The following is a 14,447-nucleotide window of genomic DNA, read 5'->3' on the forward strand; positions in this document are numbered from 1 at the left end:
GCTCAGCGCAGATCGCCGAGCCCTTGCCAGTACTTGGCCCCGACAAAGATGAAGCGCAACTGCTGGGTGATCTTCGCCTGCGCGCTCAACTGCCCCGGTACCGGCTCGGCCGGCGAGTCGATCAGCTCGGGCAGGGTGGCGAACACGGTCTTGACCACCAGGTCGGCCATCACCCCCAGTGCCGCGTCGTCCAGATGCCGCCAGCGCGGCATGCGTTTGAGGTCCGCCGCCAGGTCCGAGCTGATCCCTTCGCGCAGCTTGGCGATGGCCTGGCGCACCGGCTGCGAGCCACCGTACTGCTCGCGGGCCAGGAACAGGAACTGCGCCCGGTTGGCCGCCACCACATCGAGAAAGATGCGCACCGAAGCATCGGTGATGCCGCCCAGTTCGAATTCGTTGTGGCGCACCAGGCGGATGGTCTGGCGGAAAGTTTCGTCCACCTCGTTGACCAGTGCCAGCCCCAGCTGGTCCAGGTCGCAGAAGTGGCGGTAGAAGCCGGTGGGCACGATGCCGGCGGTCTTGGCTACCTCGCGCAGGCTGATGCTGCCGAAGCCTCGGCCGCTCTCCATCAGGTGGCGGGCGGCATCCAGCAGGGCCTGTCGAGTCTGTAGCTTTTGTTCGGCGCGCGGCAGCATGGCGAGTATCGGTTCACAGTCATACAGCCCTGCACTCTAGGGCCTGGGCCGCAAAAAACAAAGCCCGGTCGATGGACCGGGCTGTGGGCGCGGGCACTGGCGCATGGGCTCAGCTCGCGCGGCTGTTGCGTTCGATCAGACGGTCCGAGCCGCCTTCGGCGATGCGAGTGCTGCGTTCGACAAGGCGGTCGGAACCACCTTCGGCAACGCGGTTGCTGCGCTCGATCAGGCGGTCAGAACCGCCTTCGGCCAGGGTCTTGAGGGGCTGTGCAATGACGCTGGCGCTGTCGCGGGCTTCGGCCGAGAGGTTCTGTTCGGTGGCGGGTACGGCGAAGGCGTTGGCAGCCAGCAGGCTTAGGGCAAAACTGAGCAGCAATGGGCGTTTCATGATCTGGCGCTCCTGGGAGGGCTGGTAAGTGGGTACGGCGCCAATGCTACGCTTGGGGGTCAGATAAAGAAGTTCATAAAGATAATGGTAACAATCGACGGCATTGATAGTCGGAAGTGTTAAGTGCCCTCAACGGGCATGGCTGTTCGCCATGCTGTCATCAGGAGATTCGTGCAATGACGCGCCCTGCCAAAATTCTCACCTGGACCTTCGCCACTGTGCTGTTGTTGCTGGCGGTCCTGATCATCGTCATCGCCACCTTCGACTGGAACCGCATCAAGCCCACCCTCAACGAAAAGGTCTCCGAGGCCTTGCACCGACCCTTTGCGATCAATGGCGACCTGGCCGTGCGCTGGCAGCGCGATCGCGACGAGGGCGGCTGGCGCGCCTGGGTGCCATGGCCGCGCTTCATCGCCCAGGACCTGACCCTGGGCAACCCTGAGTGGCTCAAGGCGCCGCAGATGGTCGGCCTGCAGCGCGTGGAGTTTCGCCTCTCGCCGCTGCCGCTGCTGGCCCAGCGCATCGTGATCCCGCGTATCGACCTTACCCTGCCGGTGGCCAGCCTCAAGCGCCTGGCCGATGGCCGCGCCAACTGGACCTTCGATTTCGGGCCCAAGGACGAGAACGCCGAGCCGTCCAAATGGGTGCTGGATATCGGCGCCATCGGCTTCGACAAGGGCGAGGTGGCCTTCGACGACCAGACCCTCAAGACCGTGGTGAAGGTGCAGGTCGACCCGCTGGGCAAGCCCATTCCGTTCACCGACATCGTCGGCAAGGCCAGCGCCGACAAGGCGGCGAGCCAGGGCTCGGCGCCCCAGGACTACGCCTTCGGCTTCAAGGTCGACGGCCGCTACAAGGGCCAGCCGTTGAATGGCAGCGGCAAGATCGGCGGGCTGCTGGCACTGCAGGACGCCACGCAGCCGTTTCCGCTGCAGGCTGACGTGCGCATCGCCGACACGCGCGTCGCGGTGGCCGGCACCCTGACCGACCCGCGCAACCTTGGCGCGCTCGACCTGCGCCTGCGCCTGTCGGGCGCAAGCCTGGGAAATCTGTACCCACTGACCGGCGTGACCCTGCCCGACTCGCCGGCCTATTCCACCGACGGCCACCTGATCGCCAAGCTGCACGAGCCTGGCGGGGCGGTGTTCCGCTACGAGGGCTTCAACGGCAAGATCGGCGACAGCGATATCCATGGCGACATGGCTTTCGTCGCCAGCCAGCCGCGGCCAAAGCTCACCGGCAAGCTGGTGTCCAACCAACTGCTGTTCAAGGATCTTGGCCCGCTGATCGGCGCCGACTCCAACGCCGAACAGAAGGCCCGTGGTGGCGCGAGCAAGCAGCCGGCCGGCAAGGTGCTGCCGGTGGAGGAGTTTCGCACCGAGCGCTGGCGCACCATGGACGCCGACGTGAGCTTCAGCGGCAAGCGCATCGTGCACAGCGAAGAACTGCCCTTCAAGGACCTGGCCGCGCACTTCGTGCTCGATGACGGCGTGCTGCGCCTGGAGCCGCTGAGTTTCGGCGTGGCCGGCGGCAAGCTGGATGCGCAGATCCGCCTGGATGGCCGCGCGGTGCCGATGCAGGGGCGTGCGCGCCTGAGTGCGCGCAACTTCAAGCTCAAGCAGCTGTTCCCCACCTTCGAACCGATGAAGACCAGCTTCGGTGCGCTCAATGGCGATGCCGACATCAGTGGCCGCGGCAACTCGGTGGCGGCCTTGCTCGGCACCTCCAATGGCGACCTGCGGCTGCTGATCAACGATGGCGCGATCAGCCGTGGCCTGATGGAGATCGCCGGGCTCAACGTGGGCAACTACGTGGTGGGCAAGCTGTTTGGCGACAACGAGGTGAAGATCAACTGCGCGGCGGCGGACTTCGGCATCAAGGACGGCCTGGCCAGTACGCGCCTGTTCGTGTTCGACACCGAGAACGCGATCATCTACATCGATGGCACGGCCAACTTCGCCACCGAGCAACTGGACCTGAAGATCAACCCCGAGTCCAAGGGCCTGCGCCTGTTCTCGCTGCGCTCGCCGTTGTACGTGCGCGGGCCGTTCGCCAAGCCGAGTGCAGGCGTGCAGGCGATTCCGCTGGCGTTGCGCGGGGCGGGGATGGTGGCGTTGGGGGTGGCGGTAGCGCCGGCGGCGGCGTTGCTGGCGCTGGTGGCGCCCAGCGGCGGGGACGAGAACCAGTGCACGCCGTTGCTGGAGCAGATGCGTTCGGGCAAGGCGCCCAAGACCGTCAAGGCTGGCTGAAAAAGCTTTGCCGGTAAGGCGGCTCCTGTAGGAGCCGGCCTTGCCGGCGAAGGGGGCGCTACGTTTACAGCCCTTTGAGCAGATCCGCCATATCATCCGCGTGCTCTTCTTCCTGGGCCAGGATGTCTTCGAAGATGCGCCGGGTGGTCGGGTCGCTGTCACCGATGTACTGGATGATCTCGCGGTAGCTGTCGATGGCGATGCGCTCGGCGACCAGGTCTTCGAGCACCATTTCCTTGAGGGTCTTGCCTGCCACGTACTGCGCGTGGGAGTTCTTGCTCAGGTTGTCGGGGTTGAAGTCCGGTTCGCCGCCCAGCTGCACGATGCGCTCGGCCAGCTTGTCGGCGTGCTCCATCTCCTGGTTGGCGTGCTCCAGGAACTCTTCGGCGGCCACGTTGGCCTTGATCCCCTCGGCCATGAAGTAGTGGCGTTTGTAGCGCAGTACGCACACCCACTCGGTGGCCAGCGACTCGTTCAGCAGGCGCAGGATCTTTTCGCGGTCGGCGGTGTAGCCTTCGGTCACCGCACCGTCTTCCACGTGCTGGCGGGCGCGGTGGCGCAGGGTTTGTACATCGGTCAGTTCAACGTTGCTCATCATGTTCTCCAAGCTGAAAACGGGGTTTCACGCTCTGACGGCGCGTCGGGTGCACAGTGTGTGATTGATTGGCGCGCTAAAAGTTTTACGCGCCGGGAAGGGCCTCTTCGTCCTTCTGGCGTTGCTCGCACGTCTTGAAGCCCTTGGCATCCACATGCCCGGTGGCATCGAAACGCACGTAGTAAGCCTGTTGCTTGCCTTCATGGTTTAGCACGTAGTTGTTGCATGTGCCGCCGTGTGGCAGGTCGATGACGGAGGAAGGGCTGCCGCCGATGGCGATCACCTGCTGCATGGTCATGCCGTTGCCCACCTGCTTAACCAGCGGCTGTTCGCGGTAGGTCACGTAGTCCACAGGGTTTTCAGGGCGGTTGCTGCCGCAGCCTACCAGGGTGGCGCTTGCCAGCAGGGCTGCCAGGGCGTGCTTGTACATGGTCTCGCTCCCTTGTGAAGGCCGTCATGGCCTGATAAGGGTTGGAACCGCAGCGCACGCCGGGAGTTCGATTGCAGTTGCCATTGTTGTGCCTGTAGGGTGGTGCGCACTGCCACGGATCGGGAGGGGCCGCCATGTCGCAAGCGCTTGCAACGCGTTATCCACTGGTACTGGTGCCGGGCATGCTCGGCTTCGTGCGCCTGGTGCTGTACCCGTACTGGTTCGGCATTGTCGCGGCCCTGCGCCGGGGCGGGGCCACGGTGTTCCCGGTGCAGGTCTCGCCGATCCACGGCAACGAGGTGCGCGGTGAACAGCTGCTGCGCATCATCGACGACCTGCGCCGCCGCACCGGCGCCGACAAGGTTCACCTGCTGGGCCACAGCCAGGGTGCGCTGACCGCCCGTTATGCGGCGGCCAGGCGCCCGGAATGGGTGGCCTCGGTCACCTCCATCGCGGGCCCCAACCACGGCTCCGAACTGGCCGACTACCTGGACAGGCACTACCCCGGCGATTCCGTCCGCGGGCGCCTTCTCAAACTGGTGCTGCACGGGCTGGCACGGCTGATGGGCTGGCTGGAAACCGGCTGGCGCGGGGCAGGCCTGCCCATCGACGTGCACGCCTCGCACCAGTCGCTGACATTCGAGGGCGTGGCCCTGTTCAACCAGCGTTATCCACAGGGCCTGCCGCTGACCTGGGGTGGCCAGGGGCCGGCCGAGGTCGACGGGGTGCGCTACTACTCGTGGTCGGGCACCTTGCAGCCGGGCATCACCGACAGCGGGCGCAACCGCTTCGATGGCAGCAACCGCTTCTGCCGCCTGTTCGCGCGCACCTTCGTGCGTGAACCGGGCCAGTGCGACGGCATGGTCGGGCGGTTCAGCTCGCACCTGGGCCAGGTGATCGGCGACGACTACCCGCTGGATCACCTGGATATCGTCAACCAGTCACTCGGCGCGGTGGGCAAGGGCGCCGACCCGGTACGGCTGTTTACCGAGCACGCGGCGCGTCTGAAGGCGGCGGGGCTTTGAGGCGGCGCAGCGGGGTGGTCCAGCGTTCGGCCAGAATCACCCCGGCCAGGGTCAGCACGCCGCCCACCAGGTGATACGGCGCCAGGCGCTCGTCGAGCACCAGTGCCGCGATCACCGCGGTCAGCGCCGGCAGCAGGTTGAAGAACAGCGTGGTGCGGCTGGGCCCCAGGCGCACCACCGCCTGCATCCACACCAGTGGCGCCACGATCGAGGCCAGCACGCAGGCATAGAGCACCAGGCCGATGTTGTCCACGCTCAGCCCGGCCTTGGGCGAGAACAGGTACAGCGGCAACAGCACCACGATCGCCACCAGCACCTGCAGGTACAGCAGTTGCAGCGGCGGCAGGCGCAGCTGCCACTTTTTCAGCAGGGTGCTGTACACCGCATAGGCCAGGGTGGCGATCAGCATCATCGCGTCTCCCAGGTTCAGGCCGTGGGCCAGCAGCGCGGCCGGGTCGCCGCCGGACACCACCACCAGCACCCCGGCGAACGACACCAGTGCACCCAGCAGCGCGCCGGCGCTCAGGCGCTGGCCCAGGGTGGCGATGGCCAGGGCCAGCGACATCAGCGGCATCAGCGACAGGATGATGCCCATGTTGGTGGCGCTGGTGATGGCGGCGGCAAAGTACGCCAGGCTCTGGTACACCGCCATGCCCAGCACCCCGAGGATGATGATCTTGCCCAGGTGCGGACGGATCGCCGCGCGGTTGCGCAGCACTGCCCGCAGCAGGAACGGGCTGAGCAGCAGGCCGGCGAGCACCCAGCGGTAGAAGCCGATCTCGGCAGGGAAGATGGCGCCGACGGCCAGCTTGTTGACCACGGTGTTGCCGGCCCAGATCAGAATGGCCAGCAGGGGGAACGCATAATTCATGCAACAGGGACTCTTTGAAGATGACGGCGGTCATTATCCGCCTGTCTGTCTGGATGTTTATACTGCGATCCAGACAACCCGCCCATTGATCCAGACAGCATTCGACCGACAGCATGGCACGCAAATACCTCGACATCCCGCAGCTGGACGCGCTACCGGCACCGGTGTACTTCCGCTATGACGAGTTCGGCGCCGACACCCACAGCGCCGCGCACCGTCACGCCTGGGGCCAGCTCAACTACACCGCCCACGGGGTGATGCAGCTGGAGATCGACGGCCGGCGCTTCTTCTCGCCGCCCAACTACGCGGTATGGGTGCCGCCGGACACCGAGCATGGTTGCTACAACCCCCAGGCCGTGGTGTACCGCTCGGTGTACATCACCCGCGAGCTGAGCCAGAGCCTGCCTGCGCAGCCGTGCAGCCTGGTGATCAGCGACATCCTCAAGGCCATCCTCGGCGATTTTGCCCGGCGCGACGTCAAGGTACCGCGCACCGATGCCGACCAGCGCCTGGCCCAGGTGCTGGTGGACCAGTTGCACTGCGCGCCGGTGCACACCGGCTACCTGCCGTATGCCCAGGGCCCGGGCCTGCGCAGCGTGCTGCAGGCCCTGCAACGCAACCCTGGGGACAACCGTCCGCTGGGCGACTGGGCCGCCAGCGTGCATGTGAGCGAGCGCACCCTGGCCCGCCAGTTCATCCGCGAGCTGGGTATCAGCTTTGGCGAATGGCGCCAGCGCCTGCGGTTTCTGCGGGCCATCGAGGCCCTGGAGGGCGAGCAGAGCATCCAGCAGATCGCCTTCGACCTGGGCTACGGCAGCCCATCGGCTTTTATCGCGATGTTCCAGCGCCAGGCCCAGTGCACCCCGGAGCAGTACCGACGCCAGGCGCGCCGCGGCTGACAGGGGTTTGTAAAAATTCTTGTCTACACTGGTGTCGAGGCTGCGCGGATGGCGTGGCGACCAGGAGAATGCCCCATGAAAATGTTGCGTGTGCCGTTGCTGCTGCTTGGCGTCCTGATGTGTTCGCAGGGGTTCGCCGCCACCGCGCAGCAGGAGAAGATGAAGACCTGCAATGCCGACGCTACCTCCCAGGCGCTCAAGGGTGACGCGCGCAAGGCGTTCATGAGCACCTGCCTGAAAAAGGCCGAGCCCGCGACCCAGCAGGAGAAGATGAAGACCTGCAATGCCGACGCCACCACCCAGGCGCTCAAGGGCGACGAGCGCAAGGCGTTCATGAGTACCTGCCTGAAGAAGAAATGAGCCCCTGCTGAGGCTCAGTCGCGTGCCGGCAGGCCCACATACACCAGCCGGTCCACGCCCTCGCCAAAGAAGAACGAGAACGGCCGCCCCAGTGCGTCCATGCGCTGGTTGCACTCGGTGTGCAGTTCCCGGGCACGCGCATGGGTCATCTCGGCCATCGGCGCCGATACCAGTGGCGGGCCGATCACGAAGTGCAGGTGAATGTTGTCGGGGTTCAGGTAGTCGAGCCAGTTGCGGGTGCTGAACGCCACCTGCAGGGTGCCGTTATCGACCAGTCGACGCAGCGCCGCGTCTTCGAACTGCAGGTGCACTGGCACCTGGGCGGCCTGGAAGTCGCGGTTGCGCACGTGCAGCAGGCCCTGACGGCCCGAGCCGAGCTCGCCTGGCCCGGTGGCGAGCATGTAGAACGGCAGTGTCGGAGTCATGCCGGCCTCCAGGGTGCAGAGCATCTGGTCATCGGCCTGCGGCAGCACCTTGAGGTAGGGGTTGCTGTGCGGCGGGGTACCGATGCCCTGGCCAAGGGCAATGTGCAGGTTCTGCGGGGTCAACACGGTGGTGTCGAAGTGACGCGGCGGCGCGCCGGTGCCCTGGCGCTGGCCGGTCAGCCCCTGGGCCTGGTCGGCGTCGAACCGCAGCTTCATGTTCAGGGTCACCGCATTGCGTGCCGGGATGATGGCTTCGAACACCTCGCGAATCTCGTCCAGCTGCTGTGGGCTCAGTGAGTCGTCCGTCAGGCGCAGGTGCACCACCTTGTCGTTGTACTCGTCCATCTCCATCACCAGGCTGTCGGTGGGGATGTGGTGCGCGGCCAGCAGCGCGAAGATCGATTCGCGGTAGCTGTAATGCACGTCCCGGCTGTAGTACAGGTCGCCCACCGGCGCCTGGAAGTGCAGCAACAGAAAGTCCTTGTCACAGCCTGCGAGCAACAGCGCGAGCGCGCACAGCAGTACCTTACGCATGGGGTTCCTTGGCCGTGTCGGCGTGTTCCTGCAGCGGCAGCAGGCGAGGCTGCCACAGGCGCAGGGTTTCGATGAGGGTGGGCCGACCATTGACGCTAAGAATGATGGCCACGCCCCGGCTGAACATCACCTCCACCTCGTTGTGCGGGTCGGTCTTTTCCTCGATGTCCTCCAGCGGCATGTGCACCGCGATGCCCTGGATGCGGTGGTGTGTTTCGCCGAAGTGCTGCAGCGAGTAGCCCCAGGTGTCCAGCGGGCCTTGCAGGCGGTACACCGCAGCGCGCTTGCCGGTGACGTGGGCCAGTTTCTTCCAGGGCAGGTCGGTGGTGCCGACCAGCTTGCGCAGCATGTAGGCCGGGCCGCCGAGAAACGCCAGGGCCTCGCGCTCGCCGTCGTTCAGCTGGCGTATCGGGGTGGCGCGGCGCAGGTACCTGACGCGGTTGAGCCAGGTCATGAAGAACGTCCAGAAGATCGGCGTGATGCGCCAGACAATCAGCACGCAGAGAATCGGCACCAGTATTTCGAGGATATCTTTTTCGTGCATGCACGCTCCTGCGATTGCGCATGGGCGCGCGGTCATTCCGTGAGGGCGGGCATCATAGAAAGATTGCCCTGGCAACGCCAGCGCGCCGCGCCCCGCGTGCCCCTATGCCTGCTCGTAGAAGGCTGGCAGACTGCCGTCTTTGTGGTCTTTCTGCCTCCGAGGTTGTATGACATTTACCCAGCGCCAGATCGTCCTGGCGAGTTGGCTCATCGTGTTCACCGGGTTGCTGCTGGCGCTGCCGCTCAAGCTGCTGCCCAGCCTGCTGGCCGGCCTGCTGGTGTTCGAGCTGGTCAACATGCTCACGCCCAAGCTGCAGCACCTGATTGCCGGGCAGCGTGCGCGCTGGGTGGCGGTGGCGTTGCTGGGCACGCTGATCGTGAGCGTGCTGAGCCTGCTGTTTGCCGGGGCCATCAGCTTTCTGCTGCACGAGGCGGAGAATCCCGGCGCGTCGCTGGACAAGTTCATGCTGCTGGTGGACCAGGCGCGCGGGCAGTTGCCGCCGTTCATCGATGCCTACCTGCCGGCCAGTGCGGCGGAGTTCAAGGTGGCCATCGGCGAATGGTTGCGCACCCACCTGGCCGACCTGCAACTGGTGGGCAAGGGCGCGGCGCACATGTTCGTGACCTTGCTGATCGGCATGATCCTGGGCGCCATCGTGGCCTTGCAGCGCATCCCCGACCTGACCCAGCGCAAACCGCTGGCCGCGGCCTTGTTCGAGCGCCTGTCGCTGCTGGTGCAGGCGTTTCGCAACATCGTGTTCGCGCAGATCAAGATCTCGCTGCTCAACACCGCCTTTACCGGGGTATTCCTGGCGGTGGTGCTGCCGCTGTTCGGGGTGCACCTGCCGCTGACCAAGACGCTGATCGTGCTGACCTTCCTGCTGGGGCTGCTGCCGGTGATCGGCAACCTGATGTCCAACACGCTGATCACCATCGTCGGCCTGTCGCTGTCGATCTGGGTGGCGGTGGCGGCGCTGGGCTACCTGATCGTGATCCACAAGGTCGAGTACTTTCTCAATGCGCGCATCGTGGGCGGGCAGATTCGCGCCAAGTCGTGGGAGCTGCTGCTGGCGATGCTGGTGTTCGAGGCGGCGTTCGGCTTGCCGGGCGTGGTCGCGGGGCCGATCTACTATGCGTACCTGAAGAGCGAGTTGCGCCGGGCCGAGCTGGTGTAAGGCCGACGGGCCTCTTCGCCAGCCTTGCTGGCGAAGAGGCCAACTCATTTCTGTGGATAAGTGACCGCTTCCACGCGATCCAGCCCCGCACCCATGAAGAACGTATACGGCCGCCCGAGCTTCATCTGCTCGGCGTAGCACTGGCTGTTCAGGGCCTTGACCCGATAGTCGATCTGGTAGGCACGCATCAGCTCGTGCTCGCCCAGGTCCGCCAGCTTGAACGCGATGCTCAGGCTCTTGCGGTTCTGCTCGTCAGCCGGCAGCAGCGCGAGTTCACCCTTGTCGACCTGCTGCTGCAGGCTGGCCTGCTTGAAGCGGTAGCGGGCACTCACCTTCCACAGGCTGAAGGCATCCGCTTCGCCTGTTTCGGCAAACTCCAGCACCACCCGCTGCGGGTCATCGCCCTTGGCCGCGTAGACGTCGGTCATGCCCGGGTAATACTGGCGCGGGCTGATGTACAGCAGGCAACTGACCTCGGCCTGCACCTGTTCGTTGACATCCATCGTGGTGCCCGGCCATTGCTCCGGCATCGCGGCCACCGTGCTCACTTCGTCGCCCGGTTCGGCGGGCAGGGTGAACGAGGCGGGCATCGCCTCCAGGGCCTGCAGCTGGCTTGGGGTCAGGCGCTGGCGCTCGGCGGCGGTGGGTTGCAGGGTGACTTCGATAGCGAAGGTGACAGCGTTGCGCGCCTGCACGATGTCCTCGAACAGCCCGCGCAAGGCGGCCTGCTGCTGTTCATCCAGCGGTTGCAGCAGCACCACATGCACCAGGCGCTTGTCCTCGGCATCCACGTCGAAACGCAGGCGCTTGGGGTCGACCTGGCGCTGTTCGAGGGCCTCGCCGATCATCTGCAGGTTGATCGGGTCCAGCCCCCAGCGGGCGGTGCCGACGTCGGTCTGAAAGCGCACGCTCATGAGTGTTTCATCGCCGCAGCCGCCCAGCAGCAGCGCGCTCGACAGTGCCAGGGTTCTGGCCAGGTTCATTGGGTTTCTTCCTTGTAGGTCACCGATTCGAGCCGGTCCAGGCCGTCCCCGACCCGAAAGCTCAGGGGGCGTGGCAAGTGGTTGGCAGCGCTTTCGCACGAATGGATCAGCTGCGAAGCATTGGGTTGCAACGGAAAACTGCGGTACAGCCGCTGTTGCCCCAGGTCCGAAAAGCCCAGCATCACCACCAGTGGGTCCACCGACAGGTAGTTCGGCTCGACGAGCCACAGTTCGCCTTTGTCGATCCTGCCTTGCAGGCCGGCGTCGGTCAGCCGGTAATGCGCCGGGTAGTGCGCTTCGCCCAGCTCGACGCTGACCTGATTGGCCGTGTCCAGCGTCATCTGCCACAGGCCGGTGATGCCTTCCGGCAACGGCTTTACCGGCAGCGCCTGCAGTTGGCAGGTGACCTTGGAGTTGATGCGTTCGGTCACGTCCCGCGGCACGTTGTCGTCGTCCCTGGGCATCAGCGCCATGGTCAGCACCGTTGGGCTGAGCTCCAGCGGGATCAACAGCGGTTGCGGCAGCGCGTCGATCCGCTGGCGCTCTGCCGCGCTCAGGGCCTGGCGTTGCTCGGGGGTGATGTCCAGGGTGAGTTCGATCTGCAGCGTGTTCGCCGCGCGTGCCTGCAGGATCTCGTCGAACGGTTCGCGCAACGCCTTGCGCTGCGCCTCGCTCAGCGGCTGCAGTTCCCTCACGTACACCAGGTGTTGGTCTTCGAGGTCGACCCGCCAGCGCAGGCTTTTCGGGTCGATCTGGCGTTGCACCAGGGCCTCGTCGATCATCTGCTGCTTGCGCGCGTCCAGGCCGGTGCCCGACGAGCCGGCCGAGTCCTCGAAGCGCAGGGTCATCAGGTCGTCGTTGCAACCGGCCAGCAGCAGGGCGCTGATCAGCGCCAGGGGTTTGAAACTCATCTGTTCACGTCCTTGTGGGGCGGCGGGCTAGCCGTAACGCTTGCGGGCTTCGATCGCCAGGCCGCTACCGATGCTGCCGAAGATGTTGCCCTCGACGTGGCGCGCGTTGGGCAGCATGGCCGCCACGCTCTGGCGCAGGGCGGGGATGCCGCTGGAGCCGCCGGTGAAGAATACCGTGTCGACCTGCGCCACACCGACGCCGGCCTTGTTCAGCAGCTCGCCGACGCTGCCACGCACACGTTCGAGCAGGCTGTCGATGGACGCCTCGAACAGCGCACGGGTCAACTCCACACTCAGCTCGGGCTGCACGCGCTTGAGGTCGACCAGGCGGCTGTCGCTGTGGGTCAGCTCGATCTTGGTGGCTTCCACTTCCATCGCCAGCCAGTGCCCGGCGCGCTGTTCGATCAGCTTGAACAGGCGGTCGATGCCGTCGGTGTCCTCGATGTCGTAGCGCATGCTGCCCAGCGCCAGCTGGGATTTCTGCGAGTACACCGAGTTGATGGTGTGCCAGGTGGCCAGGTTCATGTGGTGGCTGGTGGGCATGAAGGCACCGCTTTTCATGCGGCTGCCATAGCCGAACAGCGGCATCACGCCCTGCAGGCTCAGCTGCTTGTCGAAGTCGGTACCGCCGATGTGCACGCCACCGGTGGCCAGAATGTCGGCGTGGCGGTCATCGAGCATGTGGCGCTCGGGGGCCAGGCGTACCAGCGAGAAGTCCGAGGTACCACCGCCGATGTCGACGATCAGCACCAGCTCTTCGCCCTGGATGCTCGACTCGTAGTCGAAGGCTGCGGCGATGGGTTCGTACTGGAACGACACGTCCTTGAAGCCGATCTTCTTCGCCACCTCGGCCAGGGTGTCTTCGGCCTCCTGGTCGGCGGCCTGGTCGTCGTCGACGAAATGCACCGGGCGGCCCAGCACCACCTCGTCGAAGTCGCGCCCGGCATTGGCCTCGGCACGCTTCTTCAGCTCGCCGATGAACATGCCCAGCAGGTCCTTGAACGGCAGCGCGGTGCCCAGCACGCTGGTGTCGTGCTTGATCAGCTTGGAGCCCAGCAGGCTCTTGAGCGAGCGCATCAGGCGGCCTTCGTAGCCCTCCAGGTACTCGTGCAGGGCCAGCCGGCCATAGACCGGGCGCCGCTCCTCAATATTGAAGAACACCACCGAGGGCAAGGTGATCTTGCCGTCTTCCAGGGCAATCAGCGAATCCACGCCGGGACGGTGCCAGCCGACGGTGGAATTGGAGGTGCCGAAGTCGATACCGCAGGCGCGGGCCGGGGATGCGTGACTCATGGGTGTGCTTCCGGGGGAAAAACGGCCGCGCAGTTTATGCCAGCCATCGGCAGAATCAAGACCGAATATCTGCTCGACAGCAATCCTTTGTCCGACTTGAAAGGCTATGCTTGACCCCAATCTTCACAGCAGTGATGCATTCGATAACCGATGGTGAATCGTAAAGATGGACTTCAAAGACTATTACAAGATCCTTGGCGTAGAGCCCACGGCGGATGAAAAGGCGATCAAGACCGCCTACCGCAAGCTTGCGCGCAAGTATCACCCGGACGTCAGCAAAGAGCGCGACGCCGAAAACCACTTCAAGGAAGTGAACGAGGCCTATGAGGCCCTGAGCAGCCCTGAAAAGCGCGCCGAATACGACGAGCTGCGCAAGTACGGCCAGCACGGCCGGCCCTTCCAGGGCCCGCCGGGCTGGGAAAGCCGTGGCGGTGGCGGTGGCGGTGCCGACTTTGGCGGCGGCGACTTCTCGGACTTCTTCAGTTCCATTTTCGGCTCGGCCGGACGTGGCAACGGCAACCCCTTTGGCCGTGGCCAGCAACGCAGTGCCGGTCGGCGAGGGCAGGACGTGGAAATGGAACTGGCGATTTTCCTCGAGGAAACCCTGGCCAACGAGTCGAAGAAGATCAGCTTCCAGGTGCCGCAGTACAACGCGGCCGGGCAGCGCACGGGCGACACCACCAAGACCCTCAACGTCAAGATCCCTGCCGGGGTGACCGACGGCGAGCGCATCCGCCTCAAGGGCCAGGGTGCACCGGGCGTGGGCGGCGGCGCCAATGGCGACCTGTACCTGATCATTCGCCTGGCACCCCACCCGCTGTTCGATGTCGAAGGTCATGACCTGATCATCACCGTGCCGCTGGCACCGTGGGAGGCTGCGCTGGGCACCAAGGTCGAGATGCCGACCCTGACCGGCAAGGTCAACCTGACCATCCGCCCCGACAGCCAGAGCGGCCAGCGCCTGCGCATCAAGGGCATGGGCCTGAGCAACAAGCAGGGCCAGCGTGGCGACCTGTATGCGCAGCTGAAAGTGGTGATGCCGACGCAATCGAGCGCCGAAGCCCGCGAACTGTGGACCAAACTGTCGGAGAAGGCCGGGTTCAACCCGCGAACTCAATGGAGTAAGTGACC

Annotated in this window: 15 protein-coding genes and 1 pseudogene; 6 read left to right on the top strand and 10 right to left on the bottom strand. The window is 65.3% G+C overall.

The window, feature by feature from the left end; all coding sequences use genetic code 11:
- Positions 1 to 2: 2 nt before the first annotated feature.
- Together N0B28_RS02480 and N0B28_RS02485 are read right to left on the bottom strand one after the other, a co-directional pair.
- The gene (locus N0B28_RS02480; protein ID WP_043863508.1) at positions 3 to 635 is read right to left on the bottom strand and encodes a TetR family transcriptional regulator; all 633 of its coding nucleotides are present in this window, start codon (positions 633 to 635) and stop codon (positions 3 to 5) included.
- A gap of 124 nt (positions 636 to 759) precedes the next feature.
- Positions 760 to 1,023 (bottom strand): annotated as a pseudogene (locus N0B28_RS02485) (phage infection protein); the annotation flags it as partial.
- Between the two features lie 176 nt (positions 1,024 to 1,199).
- Here N0B28_RS02485 and N0B28_RS02490 point away from each other — a divergent pair.
- Complete coding sequence (locus tag N0B28_RS02490) at positions 1,200 to 3,272, top strand: AsmA family protein (protein ID WP_058541582.1); 2,073 nt, start codon at positions 1,200 to 1,202, stop codon at positions 3,270 to 3,272.
- Between the two features lie 64 nt (positions 3,273 to 3,336).
- On the opposite strand, the gene N0B28_RS02495 is transcribed toward N0B28_RS02490, so the two are convergent.
- Both N0B28_RS02495 and osmE read right to left on the bottom strand, forming a co-directional pair.
- Positions 3,337 to 3,867 carry a ferritin-like domain-containing protein gene (locus N0B28_RS02495; RefSeq protein WP_043863506.1) on the bottom strand — a complete coding sequence of 177 codons (531 nt, stop codon included), beginning with the start codon at positions 3,865 to 3,867 and terminating at the stop codon, positions 3,337 to 3,339.
- A gap of 85 nt (positions 3,868 to 3,952) precedes the next feature.
- Positions 3,953 to 4,297, bottom strand: coding sequence for an osmotically-inducible lipoprotein OsmE (gene osmE / locus N0B28_RS02500; protein WP_275730164.1), 345 nt, complete (start codon positions 4,295 to 4,297; stop codon positions 3,953 to 3,955).
- Positions 4,298 to 4,431: 134 nt separating this feature from the next.
- Here osmE and N0B28_RS02505 point away from each other — a divergent pair, with 134 nt between their 5' ends.
- Positions 4,432 to 5,322, top strand: coding sequence for a triacylglycerol lipase (locus N0B28_RS02505; protein ID WP_236176686.1), 891 nt, complete (start codon positions 4,432 to 4,434; stop codon positions 5,320 to 5,322).
- Here the strand turns inward: N0B28_RS02505 and N0B28_RS02510 are convergent.
- Complete coding sequence (locus tag N0B28_RS02510; RefSeq protein WP_088514148.1) at positions 5,282 to 6,193, bottom strand: DMT family transporter; 912 nt, start codon at positions 6,191 to 6,193, stop codon at positions 5,282 to 5,284. The genes N0B28_RS02505 and N0B28_RS02510 overlap by 41 nt on opposite strands.
- 113 nt (positions 6,194 to 6,306) lie before the next feature.
- Here N0B28_RS02510 and N0B28_RS02515 point away from each other — a divergent pair, with 113 nt between their 5' ends.
- Together N0B28_RS02515 and N0B28_RS02520 are read left to right on the top strand one after the other, a co-directional pair.
- Positions 6,307 to 7,092: a helix-turn-helix transcriptional regulator gene (locus tag N0B28_RS02515; protein ID WP_043863502.1), complete on the top strand. Its 786-nt coding sequence runs from the start codon at positions 6,307 to 6,309 to the stop codon at positions 7,090 to 7,092.
- Between the two features lie 75 nt (positions 7,093 to 7,167).
- Complete coding sequence (locus N0B28_RS02520) at positions 7,168 to 7,452, top strand: PsiF family protein (RefSeq protein ID WP_043863501.1); 285 nt, start codon at positions 7,168 to 7,170, stop codon at positions 7,450 to 7,452.
- 14 nt (positions 7,453 to 7,466) lie between these two features.
- Here the strand turns inward: N0B28_RS02520 and N0B28_RS02525 are convergent, their stop codons facing one another.
- Positions 7,467 to 8,411: a hypothetical protein gene (locus N0B28_RS02525; RefSeq protein ID WP_275730168.1), complete on the bottom strand. Its 945-nt coding sequence runs from the start codon at positions 8,409 to 8,411 to the stop codon at positions 7,467 to 7,469.
- Positions 8,404 to 8,955 carry a hypothetical protein gene (locus N0B28_RS02530; protein ID WP_275730171.1) on the bottom strand — a complete coding sequence of 184 codons (552 nt, stop codon included), beginning with the start codon at positions 8,953 to 8,955 and terminating at the stop codon, positions 8,404 to 8,406. The genes N0B28_RS02525 and N0B28_RS02530 overlap by 8 nt, the downstream gene beginning before the upstream one ends.
- 166 nt (positions 8,956 to 9,121) lie before the next feature.
- Here N0B28_RS02530 and N0B28_RS02535 point away from each other — a divergent pair, with 166 nt between their 5' ends.
- Entirely contained in the window at positions 9,122 to 10,129 is a 1,008-nt protein-coding gene (locus N0B28_RS02535) for a hypothetical protein (protein WP_054916161.1), read from the top strand.
- A gap of 44 nt (positions 10,130 to 10,173) precedes the next feature.
- On the opposite strand, the gene N0B28_RS02540 is transcribed toward N0B28_RS02535, so the two are convergent.
- The 3 genes from N0B28_RS02540 to N0B28_RS02550 are packed head-to-tail and all read right to left on the bottom strand — an operon-like array spanning position 10,174 to position 13,316.
- Positions 10,174 to 11,112, bottom strand: a complete 939-nt coding sequence (locus N0B28_RS02540; protein WP_275730173.1) for a hypothetical protein — start codon at positions 11,110 to 11,112, stop codon at positions 10,174 to 10,176.
- The gene (locus N0B28_RS02545) at positions 11,109 to 12,023 is read right to left on the bottom strand and encodes a hypothetical protein (protein ID WP_043863496.1); all 915 of its coding nucleotides are present in this window, start codon (positions 12,021 to 12,023) and stop codon (positions 11,109 to 11,111) included. Before N0B28_RS02545 ends, N0B28_RS02540 begins: the two co-directional genes overlap by 4 nt.
- A gap of 27 nt (positions 12,024 to 12,050) precedes the next feature.
- Complete coding sequence (locus tag N0B28_RS02550) at positions 12,051 to 13,316, bottom strand: Hsp70 family protein (RefSeq protein ID WP_043863495.1); 1,266 nt, start codon at positions 13,314 to 13,316, stop codon at positions 12,051 to 12,053.
- 166 nt (positions 13,317 to 13,482) lie between these two features.
- On the opposite strand from N0B28_RS02550, the gene cbpA reads away from it, so the two are divergent.
- Positions 13,483 to 14,445 carry a curved DNA-binding protein gene (gene cbpA, locus N0B28_RS02555; RefSeq protein WP_043863494.1) on the top strand — a complete coding sequence of 321 codons (963 nt, stop codon included), beginning with the start codon at positions 13,483 to 13,485 and terminating at the stop codon, positions 14,443 to 14,445.
- The last annotated feature ends 2 nt before the right edge of the window (positions 14,446 to 14,447 follow it).

Origin of the sequence: Pseudomonas sp. SD17-1 (genome assembly GCF_029201585.1) — a bacterium.
In the GTDB taxonomy this organism is placed as follows: domain Bacteria; phylum Pseudomonadota; class Gammaproteobacteria; order Pseudomonadales; family Pseudomonadaceae; genus Aquipseudomonas; species Aquipseudomonas palmensis.

What these genes read in the sequence shown, in the direction of transcription:
- N0B28_RS02480 (WP_043863508.1), bottom strand. Translation starts at nt 635, where the DNA reads ATGCTGCCGCGCGCCGAACAAAAGCTACAGACTCGACAGGCCCTGCTG.
- N0B28_RS02490 (WP_058541582.1), top strand. Translation starts at nt 1,200, where the DNA reads ATGACGCGCCCTGCCAAAATTCTCACCTGGACCTTCGCCACTGTGCTG.
- N0B28_RS02495 (WP_043863506.1), bottom strand. Translation starts at nt 3,867, where the DNA reads ATGAGCAACGTTGAACTGACCGATGTACAAACCCTGCGCCACCGCGCC.
- osmE (WP_275730164.1), bottom strand. Translation starts at nt 4,297, where the DNA reads ATGTACAAGCACGCCCTGGCAGCCCTGCTGGCAAGCGCCACCCTGGTA.
- N0B28_RS02505 (WP_236176686.1), top strand. Translation starts at nt 4,432, where the DNA reads ATGTCGCAAGCGCTTGCAACGCGTTATCCACTGGTACTGGTGCCGGGC.
- N0B28_RS02510 (WP_088514148.1), bottom strand. Translation starts at nt 6,193, where the DNA reads ATGAATTATGCGTTCCCCCTGCTGGCCATTCTGATCTGGGCCGGCAAC.
- N0B28_RS02515 (WP_043863502.1), top strand. Translation starts at nt 6,307, where the DNA reads ATGGCACGCAAATACCTCGACATCCCGCAGCTGGACGCGCTACCGGCA.
- N0B28_RS02520 (WP_043863501.1), top strand. Translation starts at nt 7,168, where the DNA reads ATGAAAATGTTGCGTGTGCCGTTGCTGCTGCTTGGCGTCCTGATGTGT.
- N0B28_RS02525 (WP_275730168.1), bottom strand. Translation starts at nt 8,411, where the DNA reads ATGCGTAAGGTACTGCTGTGCGCGCTCGCGCTGTTGCTCGCAGGCTGT.
- N0B28_RS02530 (WP_275730171.1), bottom strand. Translation starts at nt 8,955, where the DNA reads ATGCACGAAAAAGATATCCTCGAAATACTGGTGCCGATTCTCTGCGTG.
- N0B28_RS02535 (WP_054916161.1), top strand. Translation starts at nt 9,122, where the DNA reads ATGACATTTACCCAGCGCCAGATCGTCCTGGCGAGTTGGCTCATCGTG.
- N0B28_RS02540 (WP_275730173.1), bottom strand. Translation starts at nt 11,112, where the DNA reads ATGAACCTGGCCAGAACCCTGGCACTGTCGAGCGCGCTGCTGCTGGGC.
- N0B28_RS02545 (WP_043863496.1), bottom strand. Translation starts at nt 12,023, where the DNA reads ATGAGTTTCAAACCCCTGGCGCTGATCAGCGCCCTGCTGCTGGCCGGT.
- N0B28_RS02550 (WP_043863495.1), bottom strand. Translation starts at nt 13,316, where the DNA reads ATGAGTCACGCATCCCCGGCCCGCGCCTGCGGTATCGACTTCGGCACC.
- cbpA (WP_043863494.1), top strand. Translation starts at nt 13,483, where the DNA reads ATGGACTTCAAAGACTATTACAAGATCCTTGGCGTAGAGCCCACGGCG.